This window comes from Cryobacterium sp. TMT2-10, assembly GCF_004403075.1.
GTDB classification, from domain to species: Bacteria; Actinomycetota; Actinomycetes; order Actinomycetales; family Microbacteriaceae; genus Cryobacterium; species Cryobacterium shii.
The window spans coordinates 21,670-37,076 of record NZ_SOGW01000109.1 but is presented as its reverse complement, the minus strand read 5'-3'; the positions used below and the strand labels follow the sequence as shown (position 1 = coordinate 37,076).

General features: G+C 67.8%; 13 protein-coding genes and 1 tRNA gene. 3 read left to right on the top strand and 11 right to left on the bottom strand.

Annotation, left to right across the window (positions count from 1 at the left end; genetic code table 11):
* Positions 1-107: 107 nt before the first annotated feature.
* From prfA to argS, 9 genes are all read right to left on the bottom strand, one after another.
* A complete protein-coding gene (prfA, locus tag E3T37_RS13525) occupies positions 108-1,187 on the bottom strand; it encodes a peptide chain release factor 1 (protein ID WP_134367649.1) in 1,080 nt (359 codons plus the stop codon).
* Positions 1,187-3,745 carry a transcription termination factor Rho gene (gene rho, locus E3T37_RS13520; protein ID WP_134367647.1) on the bottom strand — a complete coding sequence of 853 codons (2,559 nt, stop codon included), beginning with the start codon at positions 3,743-3,745 and terminating at the stop codon, positions 1,187-1,189. The genes prfA and rho overlap by 1 nt, the downstream gene beginning before the upstream one ends.
* A 450-nt stretch (positions 3,746-4,195) precedes the next feature.
* Entirely contained in the window at positions 4,196-5,149 is a 954-nt protein-coding gene (gene thrB, locus E3T37_RS13515; protein ID WP_134367645.1) for a homoserine kinase, read from the bottom strand.
* Entirely contained in the window at positions 5,146-6,267 is a 1,122-nt protein-coding gene (gene thrC / locus E3T37_RS13510) for a threonine synthase (protein WP_134367643.1), read from the bottom strand. Before thrC ends, thrB begins: the two co-directional genes overlap by 4 nt.
* Positions 6,267-7,604 (bottom strand): homoserine dehydrogenase, encoded by a 1,338-nt coding sequence (locus E3T37_RS13505; protein ID WP_134367641.1) that lies wholly within the window; start codon positions 7,602-7,604, stop codon positions 6,267-6,269. Before E3T37_RS13505 ends, thrC begins: the two co-directional genes overlap by 1 nt.
* Positions 7,601-9,055: a diaminopimelate decarboxylase gene (lysA, locus tag E3T37_RS13500; RefSeq protein ID WP_134367759.1), complete on the bottom strand. Its 1,455-nt coding sequence runs from the start codon at positions 9,053-9,055 to the stop codon at positions 7,601-7,603. Before lysA ends, E3T37_RS13505 begins: the two co-directional genes overlap by 4 nt.
* A gap of 171 nt (positions 9,056-9,226) precedes the next feature.
* Positions 9,227-9,514 carry a hypothetical protein gene (locus E3T37_RS13495; protein ID WP_134367639.1) on the bottom strand — a complete coding sequence of 96 codons (288 nt, stop codon included), beginning with the start codon at positions 9,512-9,514 and terminating at the stop codon, positions 9,227-9,229.
* A gap of 88 nt (positions 9,515-9,602) precedes the next feature.
* Positions 9,603-10,379 carry a DUF2993 domain-containing protein gene (locus E3T37_RS13490; protein WP_134367637.1) on the bottom strand — a complete coding sequence of 259 codons (777 nt, stop codon included), beginning with the start codon at positions 10,377-10,379 and terminating at the stop codon, positions 9,603-9,605.
* Positions 10,380-10,381: 2 nt separating this feature from the next.
* Entirely contained in the window at positions 10,382-12,058 is a 1,677-nt protein-coding gene (gene argS / locus E3T37_RS13485; RefSeq protein WP_134367635.1) for an arginine--tRNA ligase, read from the bottom strand.
* A gap of 70 nt (positions 12,059-12,128) precedes the next feature.
* Between argS and E3T37_RS16930 the strand changes: the two genes are divergently transcribed.
* Positions 12,129-12,767, top strand: a complete 639-nt coding sequence (locus E3T37_RS16930; protein WP_166787088.1) for an iron ABC transporter ATP-binding protein — start codon at positions 12,129-12,131, stop codon at positions 12,765-12,767.
* A 141-nt stretch (positions 12,768-12,908) separates the two neighbouring features.
* Positions 12,909-12,980, top strand: a tRNA-Arg gene (locus E3T37_RS13480).
* Positions 12,981-13,213: 233 nt separating this feature from the next.
* Here E3T37_RS13480 and E3T37_RS13475 read toward each other — a convergent pair.
* Positions 13,214-13,456, bottom strand: a complete 243-nt coding sequence (locus E3T37_RS13475) for a hypothetical protein (protein WP_134367633.1) — start codon at positions 13,454-13,456, stop codon at positions 13,214-13,216.
* Positions 13,457-13,627: 171 nt separating this feature from the next.
* Here E3T37_RS13475 and E3T37_RS13470 point away from each other — a divergent pair.
* Positions 13,628-15,069, top strand: a protein-coding gene (locus E3T37_RS13470) for an IS3 family transposase (RefSeq protein ID WP_370292558.1) whose coding sequence is annotated in 2 segments (ribosomal slippage) — positions 13,628-13,997 and positions 13,997-15,069 — 1,443 coding nt in all. Because the reading frame shifts where the segments join, the coding sequence is not laid out codon by codon here.
* A 13-nt stretch (positions 15,070-15,082) separates the two neighbouring features.
* On the opposite strand, the gene E3T37_RS13465 is transcribed toward E3T37_RS13470, so the two are convergent.
* Entirely contained in the window at positions 15,083-15,391 is a 309-nt protein-coding gene (locus E3T37_RS13465; protein WP_134367629.1) for a hypothetical protein, read from the bottom strand.
* Between the last annotated feature and the right edge of the window lie 16 nt (positions 15,392-15,407).

Here is a 15,407-nt window from a genome sequence, read left to right as displayed (position 1 = left end):
CCCTCGGTTTGGGCCGGCAGAATGCGAAAGCTCCCCGGCCTGCCCCTCCAGCCTAGGAGGGACGGGGCCACAGAAAGCCTCTGATCTCGTGCGAATCATTCTGAGATCTAGTCGTGGTCGCCGATCTCGGCCAGGCGAGTGGCCTCGTCGGCGGTGATGCAGGAATCGATCACGGCCTCCAGGGCGCCGTTCATCACGGTGTCCAGGTTGTAGGCCTTGTAGCCCGTGCGGTGGTCCGCGATGCGGTTCTCGGGGAAGTTGTACGTGCGGATGCGCTCGGACCGGTCCATGGTGCGGATCTGCCCCTTGCGCACGAGGCTGGCTGCCGCGTCGATCTCTTCCTGCTGCCGGGCGAGAACGCGGGCACGCAGAACGCGCATGCCGGCTTCCTTGTTCTGCAGCTGGCTCTTCTCGTTCTGCATGGCCACGACGATGCCGGTCGGAAGGTGCGTGATGCGCACGGCGGAGTCGGTCGTGTTGACCGACTGGCCGCCGGGGCCGCTCGACCGGTACACGTCGATCTTGAGGTCGTTCGCGTTGATCTCGACCTCTTCGGGCTCGTCGACCTCGGGGAAGACGAGCACGCCGGCGGCGGAGGTGTGGATGCGTCCCTGGGACTCCGTGGCGGGCACCCGCTGAACTCGGTGCACGCCGCCCTCGTACTTCAGGTGCGCCCAGACGCCCTCTGCGGGGTCGCTCGAGTTGCCCTTGATGGCGAGCTGGATGTCCTTGATCCCGCCGAGATCGCTCGTGGTCTGCTCGATGATCTCGGTTTTCCAGCGCTTCGATTCCGCATAGTGCAGGTACATCCGGAGCAGGTCGGCGGCGAACAGTGCGGATTCCGCGCCGCCCTCCCCCATCTTGATCTCCATGATCACGTCACGGGCATCGAGCGGGTCGCGCGGGATCAGCAGACGCCGCAGCTTTTCGGCTGCGGCTTCCAGCTGTTCCGTCAACCCGGGGATCTCCGCGGCGAAGTCGGCGTCCTCGGCGGCGAGCTCGCGGGCTGCCTCGAGGTTGTCGCCGATCTCTTTCCACTCGTTCCACGCCGCGATGATGCGGCTGAGCTCGGCGTAGCGGCGGTTGACCTTCTTCGAGCGGGCTGGGTTCGCGTGCAGCTCCGGATCGGCCAGCTGAGACTGCAGCTCGTCGTGCTCAGCCAGCAGAGTCAGAACAGACTCGAACATCAGTGATCCTTGTCTGACCCGCCGAGGGTCGGCATCGACTTCTGAACCTGCATCAGGAACTCGACGTTGGACGTGGTCTCCTTGAGGCGACCGAGGATGACCTCGAGCGCCTGCTGCTGCTCGAGCCCGGCGAGGGCGCGGCGCAGCTTCCAGGTGATCTTGACTTCATCCGTGCTCATCAGCATTTCTTCACGACGGGTGCCGGATGCGTTGACATCCACCGCTGGGAAGATGCGCTTGTCAGCCAGCTGGCGCGACAGGCGGAGCTCCATGTTGCCGGTGCCCTTGAACTCCTCGAAGATGACCTCGTCCATCTTGGACCCGGTCTCGACCAGAGCGGAGGCGAGGATGGTGAGCGAGCCACCGTTCTCGATGTTGCGCGCGGCGCCGAAGAAGCGCTTGGGCGGGTACAGCGCGGAGGCGTCGACACCGCCGGAGAGGATGCGGCCCGAGGGCGGCGCGGTGAGGTTGTACGCACGGCCGAGGCGGGTGATCGAGTCGAGCAGCACGACGACGTCGTGGCCCAGTTCGACCAGGCGCTTGGCGCGCTCGATGGCGAGCTCGGCGACCGTGGTGTGGTCCTCCGCGGGGCGGTCGAAGGTGGAGGCGATGACCTCACCCTTCACCGTGCGCTGCATGTCGGTGACCTCTTCGGGACGCTCGTCGACGAGAACGACCATGAGGTGGACCTCGGGGTTGTTCGTGGCGATGGCGTTGGCGATCTGCTGCATGACGATGGTCTTGCCGGCCTTGGGCGGTGCGACGATCAGGCCGCGCTGGCCCTTTCCGATCGGGGCGACGAGATCGATGATGCGCTGCGTGAGCTTCCCCGGCTCGGTCTCGAGCCGCAGGCGCTCCTGCGGGTAGAGCGGGGTGAGCTTCTGGAACTCAACCCGGTTGGCGGCTTCCTCGACGGTCAGGCCGTTGATGGAGTCGACCTTGACGATCGCGTTGTACTTCTGGCGGCCGCTCTGGTCACCCTCGTGCGGCTGGCGGATGGCACCGACAACGGCGTCACCCTTGCGCAGGTTGTACTTCTTGACCTGGCCGAGCGACACGTAGACGTCGCTGGCCCCCGGCAGGTAGCCGGAGGTGCGCACGAAGGCGTAGTTATCGAGCACGTCGAGGATGCCCGCGACCGGGATCAGCACATCGTCGTCGTTCAGCTCCGGCTCGAAGTCGTCGCCCGTGGTCACGCCGCGACGCTTGCGGTCACGGAAACGGTTGCGGTTGCTGCGGCTGTTCAGGTCGTCGTCCGGGCCGTTGCGGTCCTGGCCGACGTTGCGGTCCTGACCCTGACGGTCCTGGCCCTGACGGTCCTGGCCCTGACGGTCCTGACCCTGACGGTCCTGGCCCTGACGGTCCTGACGGTCCTGACCCTGACGGTCCTGTCCCTGACCCTGACCCTGTCGGTCCTGACGGTCCTGTCCCTGACGGTCCTGGCCCTGCGCCTGACGTTCCTGGCCGCGGTCGGCCTGATTGTCCTGGTTCTGCTGGCGGTTGCCGGCCTGACGCTGGTTCTGCTGGCGTCCGGTGTCCTCGCCGCGCTCGGCGCCACCCTGGCTGCGGTCGGCGCCCTGGTTGCGGTCGCCGCCGCGGCTGCGGTTGCGGTTGCGTCCCTGACGGGGCTGTTCGGCCTGCTCGGTCTCTTCGACCTGCTCGGTCGCCTCGGCCTTTTCGACCTCGGCCGGCTCGGCAGGCGTGGTTTGCTCGATGACGTTCGGAGCCTCGGCGGCGAGCTCATCGGCGGTGTTGCGGGCGTCGATGCTGCTGCGGGCGTCGATGGCGTTGCGGGCGGTCCCGTTACGGGCTCCGCCGCGCGAGCTGCTGCGACGCGAACGGCCGGAGCCGGTCGCCGTTTCGGCTTCGGCGGGTGCTTCAGCCGCAGTCTCCGGGGCTGCCTCGACGGCGGCCTCAGGCTGGAAGGCCGCGGTCTCCACCGTGCCGGTCGCCACTGCTGCGGTCTCAGGTGCGGCGGATTCGGCGGCGCCGGTCTCCGTGGCGGCCTCGGCGGCAGCGGCGGCCTTGACCGTGACGGAGGTGGCGCGCTTGCGGGCCTGGCGAACGGGCTTTTCGGCGGCCGGGGTGGTCGGCTCGGTCGTCACCGAGTCGGCGGAGGGGCCGGCATACGTGGTGGGGGCCGTGGTGCGGCGCTTGGTGGTGGAGTCCGCGACGATGATGCCGATGCCCAGGTCACCGTCAGCGTTGACGTGCGCCACGGCTGGTGCCGCGGTCGCGGTGGTGGCGCGGCGGGAGACCCGCTTGCGCGGTGCCGTGGCAACGGCAGCGTCGGCGGCCGGCGCGGCGAAATCGCCCGCGGCACCGGCGGAGTCGGAGGAAACCGGGGGACCGGAGATCACTGGGGCGTCCGGGGCGAACTCAGCCGCGGGGGTGTTCCGAGCCTGTTCCGCAGTGATAGCGTCCACGAGCTCTCCCTTACGGAGTTTGGAAGCGCCCGGGATGCCCAGTTCGAGCGCCAGAGCCTGAAGCTCGGCAACGCGAAGGGTGGAGAGGCGCGAGGAATCCGTACCGAGGGTACGAAGGTTGACGTCAGTCACGAAAAATTGTCCTTTCCCCTGGCGACATACGTGCGTACCAGGGAAGCTGTTGCAGCGTCTCACGCGCTGCGGGTGGTCCAATCCCAAAATGATGTGGATTGAAGTGAACACACACAGCTACGCATAGATGATGCGATAGCAGTGAGTTACAGGGAATGCACCGGAGAAGGGACTCGCGCGTTAAGCGTGTCCATCGGGTACCCCTTGACTCTAGCAGAACCGACAGATCGCGCGGACACGCGGAGCTCCGGCGTGTCCCGGCGTCTCCTACCCCGTCCCGCACCCCCTGCTCCCGCGAGCCTCCCCGCCCGGAACGAATTCGACGGAGATTTTGCCCAAATCAGAGTCAAAACCCCGAAAATCGCCTATCTAGAGCAACATCTCCGTCGAATTGGTTCAAGGCGCTCGGACGAAGGTTGGACGTGGGGTGCGGGACGGAGGCGCGGGGCTTTAGGCGTCGGTGCGGGTGACCGTCGCGCCCAGGGAGTCGACGGCGAGCATGAGAGCCTGCCACGGCGTCTCCGACTCGGCGGCGACCAGATCCGCGGCCACGAGACGCTGGCCCGGGTCGCTGGCCAGAACGAGGATCGACGGACCGGCGCCGGAGACGACGGCGGCGAAGCCGTGGTCGCGCAGCAGCGTGATCAGACGGCTGGTCTCGGGCATCGCGGCGGCGCGGTAGCTCTGGTGGAGCTTGTCCTCGGTGGCTGCCAGCAGCAGTTCCGGGCTCTGGATCAGCGCGGCGATCAGCAGGGCCGACCGGGACACGTTGAAGACGGCGTCCTCGTGCGGCACCGTTTCCGGCTGCAGGCTGCGCGCCAGCGCGGTGGACATGGCGTGCTCGGGCACGAAAACGAGCGGCTTGACGCCGCGGTGCACCATCAGCTTTTTGTGCCGCGGTCCCTCCGGGGCCATCCAGGCGATGGTGAGACCGCCGAAGAGCGCCGGCGCGACGTTGTCCGGGTGGCCTTCCATCTCAGTGGCGAGGGCGAGCAGCGCCTCCGCGTCGATATCGACGATGCCCTCGAGCAGGCCCTTGGCGGCCATGATGCCCGACACGATGGCGGCGCCCGAGGAGCCCATGCCCCGCCCGTGCGGGATGACGTTGTGCGCGACCAGGTTCAGGCCCGGAAGCTCCTGGCCGTAGGCGGCGAAGGTGTGGATGATGGCGCGCACGACGAGGTTGGTCTCGTCGGTCGGCACCTCTCCCGCGCCCACGCCCTGCACCTCGACGAAGACGCCGGGTTCGTCCCGAACGCTGACATCGAGGTGGTCGTAGTGCGCCAGGGCCAGGCCGAGGGTGTCGAAACCCGGGCCGAGGTTAGCCGTGGTGGCCGGGACCTGCACCGTGACGGAGCGACCGGCCAGCGCCGACCGGCCGGAGACGGCCTCGGCGATGGTCATTTCTGAACCAGCCCGAGGACGCTCGCGATTTCGGCGGTGTCGACCGGCACGATGGTCGGCTTCACGTCGGAGCCATCCGCCGTGCGCAGGGCCCACTGCGGGTCCTTGAGGCCGTGGCCGGTGACGGTGAGCACCACGGTCGAGCCGGCGGGGATGAGTCCGGCCTCGGCCCGCTCGAGCAGGCCGGCGACGCTGATCGCGGAGGCGGGCTCGACGAAGATGCCGACCTCGGCGGAGAGGATGCGGTAGGCCTCGAGGATCTTCTCGTCGCTGATCGCGCCGAAGTACCCGTCGGTCAGGGTGCGGGCGGCCAGGGCCAGGTCCCAGGATGCGGGGTTGCCGATGCGGATGGCGCTGGCGATGGTCTCCGGGTGGTCGACGCGGTGGCCGAGCACGATCGGGGCGCTGCCGGAAGCCTGGAATCCGAACATCCGGGGCAGCTTCGTGGTGGCGCCGCGCTCGAGTTCCTCGGTGTAGCCGCGCGTGTACGCGGTGTAGTTGCCGGCGTTGCCGACGGGGACGATGTGGATGTCCGGGGCGTCTTCCAGCACCTCGACGACCTCGAAGGCCGCCGTCTTCTGGCCCTCGATGCGGTCGGGGTTGACCGAGTTGACCAGGTGCACGGGGTAGTTCGCGGACAGGTCGCGGGCGATGTCGAGACAGTCGTCGAAGTTGCCCTGCACCTGCAGCAGCTGCGCGTTGTGCGCGATGGCCTGGCTGAGCTTGCCCATGGCGATCTTGCCCTCGGGGACGAGCACGACGGCCTGGATGCCGGCGTAGGCCGCGTAGGCGGCGGCCGAGGCGGAGGTGTTGCCGGTGGAGGCGCAGATGACGGCCTTGGCGCCATCCTCCACGGCCTTGGAAATGGCCATGGTCATGCCGCGGTCCTTGAAGGAACCGGTCGGGTTCATGCCCTCGTACTTGACCCAGACCTTCGCACCCGTGCGGGCGGAGAGCGCGGGAGCGGGAATGAGCGGGGTGCCACCCTCGCCGAGCGTGATGATCGGCGTTGCATCCGTGATGTTCAGGCGGTCGGCGTATTCGCGCAGCACGCCGCGCCACTGCCGTGAAGCCGTCTTCACGGCGGTGTTCGGCAGGGACTCTCGTTCGCTGGACATCAGACTCCTTCAACTCTCAAAACGGATGCGACATTGGTGACGAATTTGTGGGCCGCGAGATCGCGCACGGTGGCGGCCAGTGCCAACTCCCTGGCCTCGTGCGTTCCGATCACTAGGGTAGCCGTGGACGGGACGGCCGCGTGATTCGCGGTGCGCGGTGTGGCCTGCGTCATGGACTGCTCGACCAGGGCCAGCGACACACCGTGGTTGCTGAACACGCTGGCCAGGGCGGCGAGGACGCCGGGCTCGTCCGTGACCTCCAGGGTGACCGCGTAGCGGGTGGCGATGCTGCCGATGTCGAGCACGGGCAGGTCGGCGTGGGTGGAGGTAGCCACTCCCGGGCCGCCGGCGATGTGCCGCCGGGCCAGGGACACCAGGTCGCCGAGCACGGCGGAGGCTGTCTCCACTCCCCCGGCGCCGGCGCCGTAGAACATGAGGCTGCCGGCGGCCTCCGCCTCGACAAAGACCGCGTTGTTGCCGCCGTGCACGGCGGCGAGCGGGTGATTGCGGTGCACCATGGCCGGGTAGACCCGGGCGGAGACGCCGGGCAGTCCGGTCTCCGGGTCGACCAGGCGTTCGCAGATGGCGAGCAGCTTCACGACGTAGCCGGCCTTCCGAGCCGATTCGATCTGCGCCGGGGTGATCGCCGTGATGCCCTCGCGGTGCACCGATTCCAGCGGAACGGTCGTGTGGAAGGCGAGGCTGGCGAGGATGGCCGCCTTCTGCGCCGCGTCGAACCCCTCGATGTCGGCGGTCGGGTCGGCCTCCGCGTAGCCGAGTTCGGTGGCGAGGCGGAGGGCGTCCTCGAGGGTGTCGCCCTCGACGTCCATCCGGTCGAGGATGAAGTTGGTGGTGCCGTTGACGATGCCGAGGATGCGGTTGACCTGGTCGCCGCCGAGGCTGTCGCGCAGCGGGCGAACGATCGGGATGGCGCCGGCCACGGCCGCTTCGTAGTTGAGCTGCGCGCCGACCTGGGCGGCGGCAGCGAAGAGTTCGGGGCCGTGCGTGGCCAGCAGCGCCTTGTTGGCGGTGACGACATCCGCGCCCGAGTTGATCGCCATCAGGATGTAGCTGCGGGCCGGCTCGATGCCGCCCATCAACTCGATCACGACGTCGGCGCCGAGGATCAGGGTCTCGGCGTCGGTGGTGAAGAGCTCGCGCGGCAGGTCGACGGTGCGTTCGGCGTCGAGGTCGCGCACGAGGATGCCGACCAACTCCAGGCTCGCACCCACCCGGTTGGCGAGTTCCTCGCCGTGCTCGAGCAGCAGCCGGGCCACCTGGGCGCCGACGGAACCGCCACCGAGGAGGGCGACGCGCAGATTGCGGTATTCGATCATCGGGCGGGTTCCTTCGGTGACTTCGGTGACTTCGGTGACTTCGGTCGGGTGTCGGCGGGGTCGGCCGCCGGTGAGAACCCCGTGTCGCGGGCGAGCAGGTCGGCGACGGTCTCGCCGCGCACGAGCATCCGTGGGATGCCGCCGGCCACCGCGACCACGGCGGGCCGGCCGACGAAGTTGTAGTTGTTCGACAGCGACCAGCAGTAGGCGCCGGTCGCGGCCACCATCACCAGGTCGCCGGGGGCCACGTCACCCGGGAGGTAGTCGGCGTCGACGACGATGTCACCGCTCTCGCAGTGCTTGCCGGCCACGCGCACCAGCACGGGGTCGGTCTGCGAGGAACGATTGGCCAGGCGCACCGTGTAGTCGGCGCCGTACAGGGCCGGGCGGGCGTTGTCGCTCATGCCGCCGTCCACGCTGACGTACAGGCGCGTGTTGCCGCCCAGGTTGACGGCCTTGGTGGTGCCGACCTCGTAGAGGGTGACTCCGGCCGGGCCGATGATGGCGCGGCCCGGTTCGAACGCGACCACGGGCACCGGGATGCCGCGGGCCGCGCACTCCGCGGCGACAATGTCGGCCAGGCGGGCCGCGAGCTCGCGGATCGGGGTGGGCGTGTCGGCGGAGGTGTAGGCGATGCCGAAGCCGCCGCCCAGGTTCATTTCGGGCACGGGCCCGCCGGCCAGCAGGTCGGCGTGCACGGCCAGGAGCCGGGACGCGGACTCCGCGAAGCCGTCCGCGCCGAAGATCTGCGAGCCGATGTGGCAGTGCAGACCCAGGAAGCGCAGGCTCGGTTCGGCGCGGATACGGGCCACCAGTGCGGGCGCGTCTTCGAGCGCGACCCCGAACTTCTGGTCTTCGTGCGCGGTGGCGAGGAAGTCGTGCGTGTGCGCGTGCACACCGCTGTTCACCCGCAGGCGCACGGTCTGGCGGGCGCCGTGCCGGGCGGCGGCCTCGGCGACCCGGGAGATCTCCACCGGGCTGTCGATCACGATGGTGCCGACTCCGAGGCGGCAGGCGTCGTCGATCTCGGTCAGGGACTTGTTGTTGCCGTGGAAGCCGAGGCGGTGCGGCGGCGTTCCCGCGGCGAGGGCGACCGCGAGTTCCCCGCCGCTGCAGATGTCGATGTTGAGGCCCTCGGCCAGCATCCAGCGGGCGACCTCGGTGGAGAGGAACGCCTTGCCGGCGTAATAGATGTGCACGGTCGTGCCGATGCGGGCGAACTCGGCCTCGAATGCCTCGCGCAGGGTGGCCGCGCGAGCGCGGGCATCCGTCTCGTCGACCACATACAGGGGTGTGCCGAATTCGGCGGCCAGGGCCGAGGCGGGAACGCCGCCGATGACGAGTTCGCCCTCGGGGGCACGCAGGAGGGTGGCCGGCCAGAGGCCCCGGGCGAGCGCGTTGGCGTCGTCGGGAAGGCCGAGCCAGTCGGGGGCGAGCGGGTTGGTGGCCACGGGTGAAAACCTCACGGGAAAGAGTCGAGTGGGTGTCTCACTGAGTGGCGAGCGAACCCGGGTTGGTCCCTGAAGCCAGTGAAAGGATGCCTGCGTCTGTACGCGAGGGACCTGCCAAGATTCTAGCGAACGCCCCGGGTCCGCGCCGAATCGCGTGTCTTCGTGTGGCGATCAGCCGAGTTCGACGCTTTCGACGATGTCGACGATCCACGCCTCGGGGTCGCTCATCACGCTGGACCCACTGGTGCTCCAGAGGCGGCGCATCTTCAGAAGCAGCTTCTCGGCTTCGAGCGGCGTGGCGAATTCGAGGTCGATCATGAGGAACTTCGGATCCGTCCGGGACCGCAGGATCGTGTAGCGGATGACGCCGGATGCCTTGCGGTCGGCGGGATCCAGGTCGAAGGCGCGCTTCCAACGGTCGTAGTCGGGCACGGGGTGTTGAATGCGAAGCAGGGTCATGATGCCTCCTCGACCAAGGAACGCGATCAGCGGGTATACCAAGGGTACGGCGGTCGGCCCGAACTGTCAGGCCTCAATATGGGGGACTTCAGCCCGCGCAGCTGCCGAGGGTCGTGAGCGATGCGCGGTTCAGGGTCAGGCTGCTCGACTGGAGGGTGAGTCGGGCCCGCTCCGGCGTGACCGTGACACCGGACAGGGTGACTCCGTCGGGCAGGTACGAGGCCACGCAGATCCGGACCGGCTTCTCGCCCATCACCTGGGAGAGCAGGTCGCCGACGTCGAAGCCGCCGGCGCCGGAGGTGATGCGGGCGCCGGTGGGCCTGAGCAGGACGGAGCCGGCGTCCACGGTCGGGCTGGCCGTGGCCCGGTAGTCGATCGGGAAGCCGAGCAGGTCGATGCTGCCGGTGTAGCTGACCTCGTCCTGCCCGAGTTCGAGGCCGGCGTCGGCCGCCCCGCTGAGCAGCGAGTCACTCAGCAGGGTGTTCAGGGCGGCCGGGCCGAGGTCGACGATGCCGCGCACGTCGCCCACGGGGCGGGAGCGGTCGAGCGGGACATCCGTCGCCACCACATGCACGGATGCCGGCACGCCGTCCACGCTCAGCGCCGAGGACTTCAGGTCGACCCGGTCGAAGCTGCCGGCCAGGTACTGCCAGATCACCGACAGCCCGCCGATGGACACGGACACGTCGCCGGTCACCGTCTTCGGCAGGTTCGAGGCGATCTCCTGCTTCACCTGGCGTTCGGCGTAGCCGCGCATCCCGGCGTCGACGAAGAAGAAGGCCGCGACCAGCCCGAGCAGGCTCAGACCGACCACGATCTGGGCGCCGAGGCCTCGGCGCCGTGTTCTCCTGGCACTCGCGTCCACGGTTACATGCGCTCCGGGGCGGCGACGCCGAGGAGGCCGAGGCCGTTGCGGATGACCTGGCCGGTGGCGTCGTTCAGCCACAGCCGGGTACGGTGCAGGTCGGTGATCGGCTCGTCACCGAGCGGGATGACCCGGCAGTTGTCGTACCAGCGGTGGTAGTAGCCGGCGACCTCTTCGATGTACCGGGCGATGCGGTGTGGTTCCCGCAGTTCCGCGGCCTGGGCCACGACCCGCGGGTACTCCTGCAGCACGCCGAGAAGGGCCGACTCGCTCTCATGGGTGAGCAGCTCGGGCGCGAACGCCGTGCGTTCCACACCGGCGGCGGCCGCGTTGCGGGCCACCGAGCAGGTGCGGGCGTGGGCGTACTGCACGTAGAACACCGGGTTCTCGTTGGTGCGCTTTCCGAGCAGGTCGAGGTCGATGTCGAGCTGGGTGTCGCTGCTGGAGCGCACGAGGGAGTAACGCCCGGCGTCCACGCCGACGGCGTCGACGAGGTCGTCGAGGGTCACGATGGTGCCGGCCCGCTTGCTCATCCGCACCGGTTCGCCGTTGCGCAGCAGGTTGACCATCTGGCCGATCATGATCTGCAGGTTGACGCCGGGCACGTCACCGAACGCCTCGACCATCGCCATCATGCGGCCGACGTAACCGTGGTGGTCGGCGCCGAGCATGATCAGGTTTTGGTCGAAGCCGCGTTCGCGCTTGTCGAGGTAGTAGCCGAGGTCACCGGAGATGTAGGCCGGCTCCCCGTTCGAACGGATGATGACCCGGTCGCGGTCGTCTCCGAAGGTGGTCGTGCGCAGCCAGATGGCCCCGTCTTCTTCGAAGATATGGCCCTGTTCACGCAGCCGCTCGATCGCACGGTTGACCGCGCCGGACTCGTGCAGGGAGTCTTCGTGGAAGTACACGTCGAAGTCGACGCCGAAGCCGTGCAGCTTTTCCTTGATCTCGGTGAACATCAGGTCGACGCCGACGCTGCGAAAGACTTCCTGCTGCTCGTCGCGGGCCAGCACTGCGATGTCGCCCTCGTATTTCGCGACCACCTGGTCGGCGATGTCACCGATGTACGCTCCGCCGTAGCCGTCTTCCGGGGTGGCCTCGCCGTGGTAGCCGGCGAGGACGCTGCGGGCGAAGCGGTCGATCTGCGAGCCGTGGTCGTTGAAGTAGTACTCGCGCGTGACATCCGCGCCCTCGGCCTGCAGCACGCGGGCCAGGCTGTCGCCCACGGCCGCCCAGCGCACGCCGCCCATGTGGATGGGGCCGGTGGGGTTCGCCGAGACGAATTCGAGGTTGATCCTGATGCCGTCGTACAGGTGTCCGGTGCCGTAGGCGGGGCCGGCCTCGACGATGGTCCTGGCCAGGGCGCCGGCCGCGGCCGCCTCGAGACGGATGTTGATGAAGCCGGGTCCGGCCACGTCGACGGATGCGATGTCGGGAAGCTGCTCGAGGCCGGCGGCGAGTTCCGCGGCGATTTCACGCGGGCTGGCGCCGAGGGGTTTGGCGATCTTCATCGCGATGCTGGAGGCCCAGTCGCCGTGGTCGCGGTTCCTCGGCCGTTCCAGGGTGACGTCCGCCACGGTCAGGCCGAGGTCGGCCACCTCGGTTCCGGCCGCGCGTCGACGCTCGCTCAACTGGAGGATGAGGTCGAACAGGGATTGGGAAAGCTCAGCGGGAGTCACAAAGACCGATCTTACCCGGCGCGGTCCTGACCGGCCGGGTTGCGGGCATCCGTCTTGGTAAAGTCAACCCGTGAATGACTTTCTTGCGCCCACGTTCCGTCAGGAGCGGCGCCTGCGTGCCGGCCTGCTCCTCGCCGCCGGCACGGTCGCGCTGGTGGCGCTGACCGGTTGCTCCTCAGATTCCGCGCCGGCGAAGACCCCCGGAGCCACAGCCACGGCGTCGGCGACCGCGGCGGCGACCTCGACTCCTTCGGCTGCCCCGACGCCGACGCCGACCCCCTCTGGCACCCCGGTCACGCTCGCCTGCGACCAGGTGCTCACGCTCGACGATGTGTATGAGTTCAACCCGAACTACGGAACGGCGCCCGACTTCAAACCGGGCGGTGCTCTCGCTAAGAAGGCCGTCGAGTATGACGGACTCGCCTGCGGCCTGCTCAACCAGACCAGCGGCGAAATGATCGAGATCTCGGTGGCTCAGCCGAACGACGTGCTCCTGAACCAGCTCAAGAACACGGCCGCCTCCGCCGGGCAGATCGTGCCGACCTACGGCACCCCGCCCGCCGTGGAGGGCTACTTCGGCACCTCCGGCGGCAAGGGCGAGGTGCAGGTCTTCACAGAGACCTACTGGGTAACCTTGAGTTCGCCGGTATTCGGTGAGCCCGGTGACGCCGAGAAGGTCGTATCCGCGGCACTGGCCAACCTGCAGTAACCGGCTTGACCGGCTCGACCGCCGCCGAGTTCGACACTTTCGGTCGAGTTCGGGCGGCATGCCGGGCGGGCTCGGACGCATCCGTGGAACTCGATGCGGCACATCGGGCTCCGAGATGCTGATAACCTAGTGTTTTCCCTGGCCCCCATAGCTCAGGGGATAGAGCACTGCCCTCCGGAGGCAGGGGCGGCAGTTCGAATCTGCCTGGGGGCACATTGTGTCGCGTGACACGCTAGTTCGGACTTTTGCCACCTAGTTCGGACAACGTGCCTCGATTGCCGCACTTCTATGGCGAACCCGCAGCGTCCAAGGCGGGACCGCGAGTTCGGTGCCCGTCGTCCGGTCTGTACGACTTTTCACGCGCGGTCAGATCCCGTGAAGTTTGTTTCGTGTCAGCAGCTTGCGCAGATTGTGCCGGGTCAGCTCTCAGGACACATGAAAACGTGTCAGTCGCGATCTTGACCGACCGCCGCACTCGTAACAGTTTCCCGCAAGTCGGCCCAGAGAACCCCCTTCTCTGTCCCCCCACCTTTCGACGCAAGCGCCTTGAGCGTGGACAGCCGCAGGCTCTTTTGGCCCAGATCCTTGAGCACGCTGCGTGGGAGCACGTAGAAGTCCCATTGGTCGAGAGCCAGTTGATCGTATGTGTCGTGGTCCTGTGCTGTCTGCACACAGAAGACATAGACCATTGCGTTGTATCCCGGCCCCGCCGGATCCTCGCCACCACGAGGGTCCCACCGGGTGCTCTTGAGTCGCGTGAATTCAATGACGCTCGGTCCCTACGTGTCAGGGTGAGTTGAGGCCAGTAGCTCAGAGCAAGTCCGCCGTTTGACGTAGGGCGAGAATCAGGAAGTCCCACCATGTCCAGCCCATCGTTGATCGCCGTGCGCGACGATAGTCCCATGAATAACAGCAGTTCCGGCCCCCGCGCGGGCGGCCCCACGCCCCGGCGCTCATTCACCCCGAAGCAGAAACTCGACCACCTCGCCGCCTACGAGGACGCCATCTCCCGCAACGGAGGCGGCGCGTATTTGCGGGAGCAGGGCATCTATTCCTCACAGATCACGGAGTGGCGAAAACTACGCGATACCGGGGTGCTGCAGGGCAAGAAACCCGGGGAGAAGATCGGCCGGCTCACGCCCGAGCAGGCCGAGATCGCCCGGCTCCGCCGCCAACTGGAGCTAACCGAACGGCGCCTGGAAACGACGGGGGTGGCGTTGGAGATCATGTCAAAAATGCACGAGCTACTCGAAAATCTTTCGAAGAGCTCGCGGGACGAAACACCGCACACGAAACCGTGATGACCACCTACCGCGATCTCACGGGCCGCGGCGTTCCGACCCGGACGGCCGCCAGCCTGGTCGGGTTGCCGCGGGCGACCGCGACCCGGACGCCCCGCACCCGGGCCGCCCGGCCGGTGGTGGTGCCGGCGAATCGGCTCGATGTCCTCGAGCGGGCCCGGATTCTGGCGGTGGTGAACTCGGCCCGGTTCGTGGATTTGCCGCCGATCCAGATCTACGCGCAGCTGCTGGACGAGGGCGTGTATTTGGCGTCGATCTCCACGATCTACCGGGTGTTGGCCGAGAACCAGCAGGTCAGGGAACGCCGCCGGCTGGCCCGCCACCCGGCCCGCGCGATCCCGGAACTGGTCGCTACCGGCCCCGGCCAGGTCTATACGTGGGACATCACGAAACTGCCCGGCCCAATCAAGGGCAAGTACTTCGACGCCTACGTGATGATCGATATTTACTCCCGATACATCGTTGGCGTGAAGGTCCATCCGGCCGAGTCCGCGATCCTCGCCGCCGAGATGATGACCGAGACCTTCTCCATCCATGGCACCCCGCAGGTCGTCCACGCCGACCGAGGCACGTCGATGACGAGCAAGACCGTGGCCGCGCTCCTCTCAGATCTCGAGGTCACCAAGTCGCACTCCCGGCCCCGGGTCAGCAACGACAACCCCTACTCAGAGGCGTGGTTCAAGACCCTCAAATTCGCCCCCGTGTTCCCGGAACGCTTCGGCACCCTCGGCGACGCCCGCCGCTTCATGAACACCTTCGTCGAGGGCTACAACCACAGCCACCGGCACACCGGCATCGGCCTCAACACCCCCGCCGACGTCCACTATGGCCTCGCCGCCGGCAAGGCCGCCGAACGGGCGGCGACCCTCGCCGCAGCACGCGCCCGGAACCCCGAGCGCTTCAGCACCAGCTGCGACCCGAAGATCCTCGCCACCCCCGACACAGCCTGGATCAACAAGCCAACCGAAGCTCAAAACGCGGAGCCGAAACTAGCCGCCTAAACTCACGCTGGCCTCATTCACCTTGACAAATTCCGGGTTTCCGCTGGTCCCACGACTGCAGGTACGCCGACGACTTCACCTCTATCGTGATGTCGCCGAAGAGGATGTCATACGCATCCCATTCCACGCGCTGGGCATGGTTCAGACCAAGGGCCCTGCCAACGATGAACTCCGCAAGATAGCCGCGAGCGTTATTCATTCGCAGGTCACCCATAGCGAATTGCCAGAAGTCGCTGACCGTTGCATCCAGTCCAACAATTTCTTCAGTGCCAATCAAAGCCACCGCTGAAGGTGGTACCAGCCACTGCAATGGATCGGTCATCGCGGGCCCGTTCTCG